Source organism: Shewanella sp. A22 (assembly GCF_053850585.1).
Genome location: NZ_JBSQBN010000120.1, coordinates 1 through 14,064, shown reverse-complemented (window position 1 = coordinate 14,064; position 14,064 = coordinate 1). Strand labels below are relative to the sequence as shown.

General features: G+C 41.1%; 10 protein-coding genes. 1 reads left to right on the top strand and 9 read right to left on the bottom strand.

Annotation, left to right across the window (positions count from 1 at the left end; translation table 11 throughout):
• Positions 1-562: 562 nt before the first annotated feature.
• The 9 genes from ACWXWT_RS16990 to ACWXWT_RS16950 all read right to left on the bottom strand — a co-directional run bounded on the left by ACWXWT_RS16990 (position 563) and on the right by ACWXWT_RS16950 (position 12,141).
• Entirely contained in the window at positions 563-1,795 is a 1,233-nt protein-coding gene (locus tag ACWXWT_RS16990; protein ID WP_456042758.1) for a hypothetical protein, read from the bottom strand.
• 53 nt (positions 1,796-1,848) lie between these two features.
• The gene (locus ACWXWT_RS16985; RefSeq protein WP_456042757.1) at positions 1,849-4,182 is read right to left on the bottom strand and encodes an EAL domain-containing protein; all 2,334 of its coding nucleotides are present in this window, start codon (positions 4,180-4,182) and stop codon (positions 1,849-1,851) included.
• A 2-nt stretch (positions 4,183-4,184) separates the two neighbouring features.
• Positions 4,185-4,856, bottom strand: a complete 672-nt coding sequence (locus ACWXWT_RS16980) for a hypothetical protein (protein ID WP_456042756.1) — start codon at positions 4,854-4,856, stop codon at positions 4,185-4,187.
• A 368-nt stretch (positions 4,857-5,224) separates the two neighbouring features.
• On the bottom strand, positions 5,225-6,670 hold the full coding sequence (locus ACWXWT_RS16975; RefSeq protein WP_456042755.1) for a methyl-accepting chemotaxis protein: 1,446 nt from the start codon (positions 6,668-6,670) through the stop codon (positions 5,225-5,227).
• Between the two features lie 331 nt (positions 6,671-7,001).
• The gene (locus ACWXWT_RS16970) at positions 7,002-9,245 is read right to left on the bottom strand and encodes a molybdopterin cofactor-binding domain-containing protein (protein ID WP_456042754.1); all 2,244 of its coding nucleotides are present in this window, start codon (positions 9,243-9,245) and stop codon (positions 7,002-7,004) included.
• 2 nt (positions 9,246-9,247) lie between these two features.
• Positions 9,248-9,700 (bottom strand): (2Fe-2S)-binding protein, encoded by a 453-nt coding sequence (locus ACWXWT_RS16965; RefSeq protein ID WP_456042753.1) that lies wholly within the window; start codon positions 9,698-9,700, stop codon positions 9,248-9,250.
• Positions 9,701-9,727: 27 nt separating this feature from the next.
• Complete coding sequence (locus ACWXWT_RS16960) at positions 9,728-10,345, bottom strand: nucleotidyltransferase family protein (RefSeq protein ID WP_456042752.1); 618 nt, start codon at positions 10,343-10,345, stop codon at positions 9,728-9,730.
• A 10-nt stretch (positions 10,346-10,355) separates the two neighbouring features.
• Positions 10,356-11,375: an XdhC family protein gene (locus ACWXWT_RS16955; RefSeq protein ID WP_456042751.1), complete on the bottom strand. Its 1,020-nt coding sequence runs from the start codon at positions 11,373-11,375 to the stop codon at positions 10,356-10,358.
• A 121-nt stretch (positions 11,376-11,496) separates the two neighbouring features.
• Positions 11,497-12,141 (bottom strand): MBL fold metallo-hydrolase, encoded by a 645-nt coding sequence (locus ACWXWT_RS16950; protein ID WP_456042750.1) that lies wholly within the window; start codon positions 12,139-12,141, stop codon positions 11,497-11,499.
• A gap of 434 nt (positions 12,142-12,575) precedes the next feature.
• Between ACWXWT_RS16950 and ACWXWT_RS16945 the strand changes: the two genes are divergently transcribed.
• Positions 12,576-13,865: an alpha/beta fold hydrolase gene (locus ACWXWT_RS16945; protein WP_456042749.1), complete on the top strand. Its 1,290-nt coding sequence runs from the start codon at positions 12,576-12,578 to the stop codon at positions 13,863-13,865.
• Positions 13,866-14,064 lie beyond the last annotated feature (199 nt).

Below are 14,064 nucleotides of genomic sequence, written 5' to 3'. Positions count from 1 at the left end.
AGATACTGGAGGTAGAGTAACGCAGGAGCTTGTTACCGAGGATCACTATTCGCTTCAATCATCTGCCTTGCCTACAGCACTTTGAACTCCCGCTGAAAGATCACATATTTAATAGGATTGGTATTAAACAATGAATACGAAAACTTTACAGCGTCAATGAATACCATTTTGGCATTATTTGGCTAATGGATCGTTGTGAACTTAATAATGGTAGTGACGACCTATAGCCTTCGCTCTAAGCATTCGTAAACTCACAGTTAAAAAAAGAGGCGTTTATATCAAACTGGTGAGCTGATAAAACGAAAAAGGTTTAGAAAGAACGTTTCTAGTCTAAAGCCTCACATCTCATAAGTCATGCCTATAGCAAGGAAAGAAAAGTCCAACTTACCCGTCAAAGAATACAATTTTCATTTGAAAAAACACATGACGCTTTCAATGCTAAATCACAACCGTGGGGCACTGAACTGATTGGAGGCTATCATTTGGTATTGTGAGCATAAGGCCGCCCCATACATACACAGAACCAGTGTATGTAGAGCTATCCTATAACTTTTTTATCTGTTTAAAAGAAATAGCGACTGGATACCTGCCATTGCTGCTCGACTAAATCAATTGCTCCATCAAGGTAAGCTCTTGCAGGTCGAGTTGAGTCAATAAGATTATATTCAAATTGAATAAACCATGGCCGGCTATACTGATACTGATAAGCAAAGGTAAATGACTGGCCGTCTTCATTATTATTATCCCCAAGCGTATTGTCTCGGTCGGTGACTGAAAAATCTTCAAGACGAACATTCACTCTATGTTGCGACCATCGTTTACTCAACAGTAAATAACCTGATTGAAAGTCATTATCCACCACAGGATAACCGTCAGGAGAAGTCATTAAAGTAGAACCTTGCATGAACTGGCTGATTAAATTAATACCATAAGGCAAACGCCATTTAGCGCCAAGATGCGCAAACTGGGTCAACCACACATATTGCCCTTGCTTAACAATATGGGTATTGCCATTATTGTCATAATATCCTGCTTGAACACTGCCTTTATTACGCCATGTCCATTTTGCTAGAACATGTCCACCAATTCGGTCATCTAATTCGGTAAAGGGATCTGAGTTAGCGGCTTGTTGAGCTAACATACCGCCTTGTATTGCCGGAATTGCTGCAATAGGTAAGGTTTCGGGTAATAGGGTTTGTCTTGAGGTTTGAGTCCAACCGTGCCAAGCCAACATAGCTCCGGTGGTGTCGTTAAACATAAATGCTTCGGCAGTTAATGCGAAATCATGTTCAGATTGGCGGTATTTTCCCAACGACTCAACGGTTGTCGACAAACCAATATGCCTCACTTCTTCTGCGAGCCAACTGTTTAATGTTGAATAACTTAAGGTATAGGGTGATGCCCACGCCGTTGCGACATTTTCTAACGATATTTTTGGATACATTAAGCCAAACTGAACGTCCAACCGAATACCAGACCTATTCGGAATATCACGATAACGAACCATGGCTTCGGTGATCCCCAAACCATTACTAATACTATCTGCATACCCATTTGCAACAATACGACTCGACCAAGCATCCCCCCATTGGGTGTGATAACTTAACCCCAGCTGCGACAAAGACATTTGTGTGCCATCATTAGCACCAAACTTTCCTAATCCACCATCCAAATAAGAGTCTAGGGTATTGGCATAACCAACACGCACATCGATAACCCCACTAAAGTCATGTTCAATATCTGTATAACCGCTTACTTCATGGTCAATAGAATCGGCATATACACTGCCACTCACAAAAAATAAGCAGCACACAATCCTTGTATATAAGTGACAAATAATGGTAACTCCTATTGATAACCCGATTGTGCTAACCAATCATTAAATTGTTGTTCTGGTAACGGGCGAGATAAATAAAAGCCTTGACCCATTTCGCAATTAAGCTCAGTTAACCATGTTAAAGTCTCTTTATCTTCAATACCTTCTGCGACCACTTTAAGCCCCAAACTGTGCGCCAATTGCAATGTAGACTGCACAATAATTTGGTCGGTTTTATTTTCTAGTAAGGTTTGTACAAACGATTTATCAATTTTAAGCTCATCAACGGGAAGTTGCTTTAACTGAGCCAATGAAGAATAGCCCGTGCCATAGTCGTCTATCGATAAGGTAATGCCATTGTGACGTAACAACATAAGTTGTTTTACCGCATGTTCAGGGTCGGACACCACTGCATCTTCAGTAATTTCTAATGTTATCGCCGACACAGGCATATTTTGACTGGCCAACGCTTCAATAACCCATGGACAAAAGTGCTCATCTTTTAAATTTTCAGCAGAAATATTGACCGCAATACATAGCTCTATGCCACATAAATGCCACCGATGGTATTGAGCGATAGCCTGTGTAATCACCCATCGAGTCAAGGCCCCCATTTGCATGGTTTTTTCAGCAATAGGAATAAAGGTGTCCGGTGGAATGATGCCTTTTTGTGGATGGTTCCAACGGACTAATGCTTCGACATGTGTAACTTTCTGTCTTGCTAAGTTTAATTTTGGCTGATAATAAAGTACCAATTGGTCTTGTTCGATAGCCGCTTTTAATTCATTAATTAATTGCAGCCTATCAATACTGTTTTTGTCGATATTGGTATCATAAATTTGGAAATCACGCTTATTCATTTTTGCGTATTGTAATGCTGTATCTGCTTGGCGTAATAAAGTAACCACATTACAACCGGGCTGATAAAAACTCGCTCCTGCGGTAAATTGCAAATGTAACATCACATCTTGATAACAATAATCTTGACCAATATAATCTTGTAGCTTAGCCAGAAAAACTTCAAACGACTGATGCTCACACGCTTTAAATGCTAAAACAAATTCATCGCCGGACAGTCGGTAAGCTAAAGCATCAGGATTAACCTCACATAAACGCTTGGCAACTTCTTTAATCACTTCATCGCCAACCTCATGGCCCAAAGTGACATTAATTTCTGTCATACGACGAATATTAATTAAACAAAGCCCCATGGTTGAACCAGGTATCAACCAAGGTTCAATAATGCGCTGTAATTCATTACGGTTACCTAAGTTGGTTAAGGGATCATGATAGGCTTGGTGAGCAATGGCTTTCTCACGTTCTAAAATAGCTTGCTGCATAACCGTGAACTCATTGGCCAATTGTTGTAATTCAATGCTGGAGTCAACACTCACATTAGAATCATAATTACCATTAGCAATAAAACGTGCTTGGCCAATTAATTGTTTTATTGGTCGAGTAATACTGCTAGAAATCCAAAAAGCCAGTAATAGCGATATTGGTAGCATCATGACTAACACTGCAACTTGTTGCCACCATTGTGTTTCTAATGATGCCAATAAATCCGAACGTGATTTATACATATAAGCATGCAGTGCATGTCCATCTACTTCACCTAAAAACTGTTTCCATAAAATATAATCGTGGCTGGTTTTATCTGCGATGATATATCGGGTGAGTAATGCAGTTTCGTCGTCGGGTAATACCCCTCCAGAATGACCAATTTCTGTTGCTTCATTTTGGGCGATTAACATAAAACCACTGTTTAAGCCGGTTAGTTTTTGCAATGAGTTTGCTAGCGTATGGTCGATTAAAAAACCAAAACCAATCCAACCTATAACACTGTTTCCACCACTGGTGAGCGGAGAAAACTTTATCTGGTAGAGTTTATTATCTAATAAATAAAATGGGCTTAACGCTTCAAACTCCGAACCTAGCGGATATCGAAATGTATCATTCTGTTCAGATCCCAAAGTCACCGCTTCACGACCTAACTCGCTAGTTGAAGCCACTAATTGGCCAATAACTTTACCATCTGCTGATACAGCCATTGCCAAAGACGCATTAATTCTGCTGCGATGATTGTTTAGTGCCACTAAAAAGCTACGATGGTCGCCATCAATAAAAATATCTTTTAAGCCAAAATCTTTTGCCGCCGTTGCAGCAAATGCCGTCAAGTAATAACTGCGATTATCATATTCAGACTCAAAAACAAGACTTGCTACTTCCAGTTGATTATCCACATATTGATGTTCTAACCTTTGATTAGTTTGATAGGTTAACCAAAAAGATAAACTCAAGACGGCGATGATCAACAATACCAAAAAAGCAAAAATCCGTGTTTGCAGGCGATTAAAAAATAGCAATATTAGTATCCTTCTAAAAATTCAAATTCATCTAAACTTTGCTGGCTGGGGATACTATCAAATTCGGCCTGTAAAGTAATTGCTATTGCTTTATCGGTGGGTAAATGAAACATAGTCACTTGTTGGTTATCGGTCATCTTTAACTGTGGGTGCCACACAACTAACTCGAAGTTATCTGCTGGTAAATGCTCAAAACTGACCTTACCTTGTTGGTTAGTCACGGCATAAAAAGGTGTATCTATCACCAACAAATGACCCGACATCCAGTCATGAACATTACAGCCCATTGACACATGCCCTACTTGCTCAAAGGTTAACACTTGTTGATCTTGCTCATGGCGTAGTTTAAATGAAAAACGCTTTGGCCCTAACGCTGAAAATATATGATGAGTAATATCGTCTTGGTTAACAAACGCTACATCATGGCCTTTTTGCACCACTGTGATATAGGGTGAAAATTGCTTATCTTTTTGATGGACTTCAGCTTTTGGAGAGGGAACCTGAGTAACAATATTAGCAGGATTACTGGGCAATAAATACACTACTACGTTTTCAGCTGGCTGCCCTTGTGCATTTAGCACCAAAATATCCTGAGAGCTAGCCTTGGCAGTACCACTGCAAAATAACAAACAGATAAAAAATAGCGCGTAGACACGCATTGAAGTGTTGAGCATTGATATTCCTAAATGATGTTTGCCTTAGGCCTGTTGATCTTTGATGGTTGACGTTTGTTCCAGATTAACGGTTTGGCTGCCATATAACATTGCCACACACGACTGCAACATTCATCATAAAAGATAAATAAGCGCTAATAATTACAATAAAGCACCAAAGCAAGTTTGCCATACTGGCCATAAGCAGTGATGTAAACGGCATCGACTCATGCTGTTATAGGGTTTATCGTTATAGTAAGTTGATTAAATTCACTCGATTGACATAAACCAACTTAACGACTCAATAACAGACCCGTTACTTTAGTACTTTATTTCAAGCTAATCAAAAAATATCAATTTTATCATGTGCAACGACCCGAGCGAGAAAACTAAAGTTTATACTGGCTTAAAATAGCCGCTAACCCTTTTGACGATTGATTCAAGTCTTTCGCTAATACACTAGCTTGTTTGGCAGTACTGCGGATCGTGTCTGACTGCTGACGAATTTGATTAAGTTGTGAGGCAATATCTCCGGCCGACACACTCTGCTGTTCTGCAGAAGCAGCTATTTGGCTGCTCATATCAAATACCGCACTAATAGACTCTGCCACATCGGTGATGTCATCTCCAACAGCTTTGATACTCGCATTACCTTGGTCAGCTTGTTCAACAATAATGTTGGTAATGGTGGTCAATTTTGTTGACCCTTTCTGCAAGCCTTCAATCATATTTTGAATCTCGACGGTCGCTTTTTGGGTACGTCCCGCAAGCGTACGAACCTCATCAGCAACCACCGCAAAGCCACGCCCCTGCTCTCCCGCTCGTGCAGCTTCAATTGCAGCATTTAAGGCTAATAAGTTAGTTTGCTCAGAAATACTTTCAATCGTGGTTACTGCATCATTAATTTGGGTCGCATCACGGGAAAGCTGCTCTACAGATGAAAATGCTTCAGCAATACGCTCAGACAAATAACTAATACGCTTTACGGCATCGGAAATTTTAGTTTGGCTCTGCTCCATCTGTTTAGCATTTTGCTTAGTATTTAATGACGTATCACTTGCATGGTTTGACACATCCGCAATGGCCGCCGTCATCTGATCCATAGCGTGTGCCACAGAATCTAAGAAATGATGTTGTTGGTCAATGAGTTCATCATTCGTGCTGGCTTGATTGTTAAACTCGTTAGCAGCAACAGCCAAGGTTTCTGCATTATTACGGATAGCACCAACCATCTCACTCATATTATCTGCGCTGCGATCGATTTCATTAGCAATTAAGCTGAAATCATCAGAACCAAAAAAATTTAACCTAACGGTTAAATCCCCATCAGCTAAACGTTTAATTGCTTGGTAAATATCCCACAAGCCTCCTCCTAATGAAGAGGAAATCCAATAACTCAGTTGAAATAATGGCAATAAACCAACCAAAGCCAGTATCAACATAACACTCGTTTGGCTTAATGGCGCTTGCTCCCACGGTTGTACATTTTGGCTCAGAGTAAGAAACTGCTGACCTACACTTGCCGATACTGTCACAATATTGCCGTTGCGAGAAGCATTCTCACGAGTAGATAACTGCAATTGGTTATCTTGTGCAAATTGCGCAAGCGCATCACGACCTAAACCTTGAATGTTCGCTACACTGGCATAACTGTCAACACTCGCTTGCGCGCGCTGTAAAGATGTTTGTTCAATTAACCCCTGAGTTTGTTGGTAATTCATTAATGCGATAACACTGGTGATCAATGTCACTAAAGAGCAAATAATCCAAAACTTTCCATTTAGGCTAAATTTAATCAAAATCGCATCAATTTTTCTAAACTGTATTTGTTTCATATAAATTTCCTAAGACAATTCGCCATTATCTCGATAGTGAGAAAAGACAACTAAACCTCAACTCAGCACAATAAAAAATAACTTTACCCCATTGATATTTATCATTTTTATGTTCAAATTTTATCTAGAACTGAGGTTGCACAAACGAAAACAGTCACACAAACATGAATCAACATTATAGATGAATTTGGTTTTATACCAATTCACTCATTAGTTTACTCTTTTTCCTTAACACATTAAAAATGCCCAAGTGCTAATACACTTGGGCATTTGGCTTAGTTATTATCGACTTAAGTGAGTAAAACTTAAGTGCCATAGCTCACGTAAATCGTTACATAGATAAATATTTACTTAATGGCAAATTGCGATATCTTGCCCCTGTAGCGGCAAAAATGGCATTCGTTAAGCTGGGTGCCACTGGCGGTACACCGGGTTCACCAACGCCAGCAGGCTTTGCTGTAGATTCAATAATATAGGTTTCAATATCCGGACATTGCGGCATTCGCAATAACGGAGAGTCATGAAAGTTTGATTGCATCACCTTGCCATCTTTAAAGCTAATATCACCCATCATGGCAAGACTTAATCCAAAAATTATCGCCCCTTCTAATTGCGATTTAACCCGATCAGGGTTAACAACAGTGCCGGCATCCATCACCGCTATCGATTTAATCACTTTAAGTTTGTTGTTATCAACTTCAACCAAGGTAGCAACCGCTACATAACTGACAAAGCTGCGATGTATCGCCATGCCCCAACCTTGATTGTTAACCGCTTTGGGCGCATTGGTTAACGCGGTTTCAAGTATATCTAATACCTTAAGGTATCGCCCAACATCCACAGGATGATCAGCGAACTCCTCACCATAGTTACCGTATTTAAACGCTTGGTTTTCAAATGTTTCTATTCGTGGCTTACCGATAAGATCACGCCACATTTGTATACAAGGCTTATTGGCTTTTACGGCTAATTCATCAACAAAATTGCCAATACCAAATGCATGTTGAATGTTACACACAGAACGCATCCAACCGATACGGGTATGTGCCTCAGCTTTTACTGCTTCCAACTGAATATGCTCCAGCGCGAATGGTACATCGCTAAAGCCTAAATCTAACTCACCAGCTGACGGATATTCTACGCCCTCAGCAAATGTTGAACTAATAGACGGAAAACCTGTACGCGCTAACAACGCGATCGGCATATTGTTGCTATCAAGTTTTGCCTGATACAGTTGCGCACTAATTGCATGGTAATAACTATTTTGAATTTCATCTTCGCGGCTCCAACACACCTTAATAGGTTTGTTTAACTTTTGCGATAAAATAGCTGCTTCTACGCTAAAATCAGGTTTGGATTTACGTCCAAAACCACCGCCCAATAAGGTCACATTAACTGTCACTTGCTCTTCTTTAAGCCCTAATGCTCCGGCTACATTCTGTTGGGTGCTTTGCGGTGTTTGACTAGATGCCCATAATTCACAACCATCGGCCGTCACATTGGCCGTTGCAACTGGCGGTTCCATCATGGCGTGGGTTAAGTAAGGAACGGTGTACACTGCATTAACGGTTTGCTCTGCTGGCCAGTCAGTTATCGAATCACCGAGTTGGCGTATCACTTTACCCGATTGGTTAACTCGCTCGATCAAACCGTTGAGGTAAGTGTCAGAATCATGGCGATCATTTACCGATTTAGACCAGGTAATCGCTAATGCTTTGCGCGCTTCAATCGCGCTCCAACTGTTGGTGGCAATCACAGCAACACCACCTAAAGGTTGAAATAATGGTGCACCTTTAGGCACTGGCAAGGTAATAATATCAATCACGCCGGCAATACTGCGGGCTTTAGTGTCATCCACACTGACCACATCACTGCCTAACACTGGCGGGCGAGTAATGCTGGCATACAACATGCCATCGAGCTTAATGTCATAACCATATATTGCTTTACCCGTTAGCATCCCATCCATATCGACAATAGTGTGCGACTTACCGATATGAGTAAAATTACTGGCCTTTTTTAACACCACAGAGTCTAATTCTGGCATTGGCAATGTCGACGCTACTAGTGCTAAATCGCCATAAGCAAGGCTTGTGTTGCTGCCTTTGTGATGCACTTTATGAGCTTTGGCATATACATCAGCAGCAGGCACTTTCCATTGTTGTGCAGCCGCTTGTTCTAACATAGTACGGGCGGTAGCGCCCATTTGGCGCATGCGATGGTAATGCTTACGGATACTGCGACTACCATCAGTATTTTGGCTGCCATAACGTTTATCGGCTAAGCCTTGCACCACCACAACCTTATCCCAATCAGCTTCTAATTCATCTGCTAAAATTTGCGGAATACCGGTTCGAATACCTTGACCCATTTCAGAGCGATGGCAGGTTAAATAAACTTTGTTGTCTTCACCAATCGCGACAAATAGATTCATTAAGGCTTGTTTGTCTTGTGCCAGCGCCATTGGGCTCCACGCTAAACTGGATGTGCCGAGGGCTAAACCACCGCCAACAGCACCAAATAGTTTAAGTACATGGCGGCGACTGATATTTTCAACTGCGGTAAATGTGGTCATGGTTATGCCTCCGAAGCCGATTTTATCGCCGCTTTAATTCGCGGATAAGTACCACAGCGACATATATTGCCCGACATTGCATCGTCAATTTGTGCTTCAGAAGGCTTAGCTGTCGTTTTTAATAATGCAGCTGCAGACATCAATTGCCCCGCCTGACAATAACCACATTGAGGCACATTGTGCTCCACCCAAGCTTGCGTTAACGTTTCGGCTTCAAGGCCTTCAATGGTGGTGACTTGCTTGCCTTGTACTTGCTTTAAACTGGTTAAACAACCGCGCATTGGACTGCCGTCAACATGAATCGTACATGCGCCACATAAACCTGCACCACAACCAAATTTAGTGCCAGTTAAACCAAGTATGTCACGCAAAGCCCACAGCACGGGCATATTAGGATCGGCATCAAGGGTAAAATCCTTACCATTGACCATTAACTTTTGTGTTGGGGTTGTCATAATCATTCCTTAATTAGGGCCTACTATTTAATTCATTTGATCTAACCAACGAGCTAAATCAGCCGGGGTATCAATATCAAATTGGCCTTGTTCCATATTGAGAATATTCAAACTGTTGTTTTTATCATGCCGCTTTAAGATACTTTTAGCGCCTTTATCACCTTCAATCGACATTAATGCAGCAAAATCTTCTGCTAAAAATATAGCTGGCACACCAAGACTTTGCTGATAAAACGCACAGCTGGTTTGACCATTATGGCAATAAGCATCAATCAAACGCGCATAATCATCAGCAGGTATTGCCACTTGATCGGCAAGCGCAAGGAGCAGAGCATCGGCATTTTGATCAACAGCATATTGAGCAGCATGTTTAACTGAGCTCGATAAGCCTAATGACCAATCATGATTAATTATTCGGTGTATTACAGCGGTTATCGCCATCACTTCGTCATTAAGATGTGCACCCAGTACAACCGCAGGAGCGGTAATACCTGCAACGGTTGTCACTTGGTTTAAGGTTGCAATACTGTGGGCCAACAAGGTGTTGCCCCCCTGTACTTTAGCGGTTATTTTACTGCCATTAAATCGGCTACTAGCACCCGCAGCTAAAATGACCGTGACAATATTCGGTTTCAATTTCAGCATGGAACCACCACTACAGCATTACAGTATCAAGACTGGTGAGCTTACTGTTATAAAGCACACCATGGCACTGAGATAACATACTTAACGCGACCGAACCGGGAAGTTCACCGCCTAACGCAAGCCCTGCAGGCGCAGAGAAATAGCCACTAAAATCATTTAAGCTGAGTTCAGCCATTGCTAACACTTTATCTCGACGATGTGCGGGTCCGAGTAACGAAATGTACGCTAAAGGCAATGCTTGCAATACTTTGAGAGTCTTAGCGTCAATTTGCAAATTATGACTCATTAAAAATGCAGCATCTAAATCAACGAGTATATTGCTAGCCACATTGGCCGTCGGTTGTTTGATTATTTGACAGCCTGGAAAGTCATAGGTACGCGCATAAGCGGTACGTTCGTCAAATATGGTGACTTTCCACCCCATTGTTTGCGCAATTTGTGCGACAGGTTTGGCGTCTAATCCACCGCCAAAAATACCAATATGCACTGGTGGGCGCAGCGGTATTTGCAACAAGGTACAATCTTGGTCGGTCACTTTTTGAGTTTTACTATTGAGGGTAATAGGTGTAGTCGAATGATTTGTTTGCTCAATAAATTGGCCTGATAACTGGTGACTGGGTACACCATCACCGGCAATATTTAGCTGATAGATACCATTATCACCACGCATTAAGGCATCATGTACATGCAGTAATCCCAAGTAATTATTAGCTTTATTGAGTGACACCATCATAATGTTAACGATACCACCACAACCAAGCTGATAACTGGTATCAGACTCATCGGTCGCATCGTAAGTTAATTGGATAACCTGCTGGGTTTGAATCGCTCGTTGGGCATGACGACGAAGATCGGCTTCAAGGCAACCTCCGCTTAACATACCTAAACTTTTCCCCATGGGGTGAAATAACATTATCGCGCCAGGCTTGCGGTAAGATGATCCCTGTACTTGAGTTAAAATGGCTATAACCCAGTCTTCTTGATAAGTAGGTAACCAGGAATCGAGTAAATCAACAAGATGTTGAATCATGAGAACTGTCCATCATAATAAACGCAGTCTCTTAAGCTAACAGACTGTCTTTACAATGCAAAGAATCAATCGTTCAACTTGTCAAAAAATAACCTCAATAACCTGATTACATAACAAATTATTAATCAAATAACTGATCAGCAACAAAGGGATTGTGCTGGCGCTCATCAGCAAACGTCGACATGGGGCCATGGCCGGGAATAAAATTAATATTCTGTCCTAATGGCCACAGTTTAGTGGTAATAGAATGAAGTAAATCTTGATGGTTAGATTGCGGAAAATCGGTACGACCAATTGATCCCCTAAAAAGCACATCCCCCACCCACGCTAAATTAGCCGCTTTATCATAAAAAACAATGTGCCCTGGCGTATGGCCTGGACAATGAAGCACCTGTAAATGCTGTTCACCCACATTCACTTCATCACCTTCATGTAAATATTGATTGGGTTCGAAGGCTTCAACACGTGGAAATCCAAAATTCTGGCTTTGTTTGACTAAATTATCTAACCAAAATTTATCAGCAATGTGTGGACCAATAATGGGAATTGCTAATTTTTTTGATAATGCTGCAGCACCACCAACATGATCAATATGCCCATGAGTTAATAGTATTTTTTCAACACTCAAGCCGAGTTTAGTCACTTCAGCTAAAACCCGTTCAATATCACCTCCAGGATCAACAATCGCGGCCTTTAAGGTCTTTTCACACCAAATGACACTACAATTTTGTTGAAAAGGCGTTACCGGGATGATTTGATACTTCATCAGCAACCTCGTCCTTTAATAAACAATCCGTTAATTATCGGTTAATTCTACAGATGCAGATTTGATCTAGATACCTATTTAATATGAACTCGTGATAAGAGATGTCAATATAATGATAAAGATCAAAAACCTTAATCATTATCTCCTATCAAACTTGTCATTTATTTTACGACACAACACGGGCATCTACAGCTTCATAACGACATCAATAGCGAGTTAATTCTACATAGTTAACAACACTAGGCTGTTTGAGAGTCGTTTATTTATTTCAAGTTAAGGATATTTAGCATGACGGCCATCGAATTACCGATTGTTAATCGTTAAAATGCCCATAAAATAGTACAACTCGCGTCTATATCCGTACTCACATATAATACCCATCAACAATAGCATCTATTTGGTATTACCACTCATCACGACAGAATAGGCATTATATGCACATTGATCTTACTTTATCAGACATCGTTGCCCGTAAACATTTTTTCTCGGTGCCACTCGATTACCAACAAAGTCCCAGTAAGCAAATTACGGTTTTTGCACGTGAAATTGTTAGCGTTGAAAACCAACATAAAAAACTGCCTTATTTAGTTTACTTTCAAGGTGGGCCTGGGTTTGGTGCTGTTAGACCTATGGACAATAGCGGCTGGATAAAGCGTGCGTTAACCGAGTACCGCATATTGCTACTAGATCAACGTGGCACAGGATTATCAACACCGGTTAATGCCACCAGCTTAAGTTACATGAGTGCCACAGACCAAGCTGACTATTTAAGTTTTTTTCGCGCCGACAATATTATTCGCGACGCGGAGTATATTCGCGCCAAATTGTCACCAGACGAACCTTGGACCATTTTAGGCCAAAGCTTTGGCGGCTTTTGTGTATTGCATTATTTATCTGCTGCGCCAGAAGGGTTAAAAGAGGCTTATATTACAGGTGGGGTACCATCACTGAGTCGCCCAGCAGATGAAGTATACCAAGCAACATATCAACGCGTTATCGCCAAAAACAATGACTTTTTCAAACGTTTTAGCGACGCTAGAATGCTGGCAGATAACTTAGCGAAATACCTTTATGAAAACAAAGTCTATTTGGCGACAGGCGAGCAATTAACGGTAGAAATGCTGCAATTACTCGGTATCAATATTGGTATGGAACAAGGGCCTGAAGCCGTTTATTACTTGCTCGAACAAGCGTTAATCGAAACACCTCACGGCGTTGACGTTAATCCACTTTTTTTACATCAATTTAGTCAATTTCTGAGCTACAACAGCAACCCCATTTTCGCCTTAATGCACGAATCGATTTATTGTCAACAGAATGCGTCATCTTGGGCAGCTCATCGAGTGAGAGAACAGTTTACGCAATTTACTTATCAGCCAACTAAGCCGTTATTGTTTACCGGTGAAATGGTTTATCCATGGATGTTTGCCCAATTTGAGCAACTTATACCACTACAGCAAGCGGCGGAACTTCTGGCGGCGAAAAAAGACTGGCCAACATTGTATAACCTTGAAAAGCTGTCAAACAATAATGTCCCCGTGGCGGCTGCAATCTATAGCGAAGATATGTTTGTTGAAATGCAATACAGCTTAGAAACCGCTAAACAGGTGAACAACCTCAAGTATTGGCTCACATCGGAATATGAACACAATGGCATTCGGATGGATGGCGAACGTATTCTCGACAAATTAATTAGCCTAAATCGCGGCCACGACTTACGTTAGTCAACACGTTACATGAAACCCAAAGGGGCAGAAGATATTATCTTATACCAATCTCATTAAATATCTGGTCAATTCAGAGTCTCTCAGGTTTTTCAATTCAAGGCACATTGATGTAGAAATGGTTGTTGCCTTTTAAATCGATGTAACACAGAAGTGGAATACCTGAGAGACGCCATTCTGGCGGGTTTCAAAGTCCTTT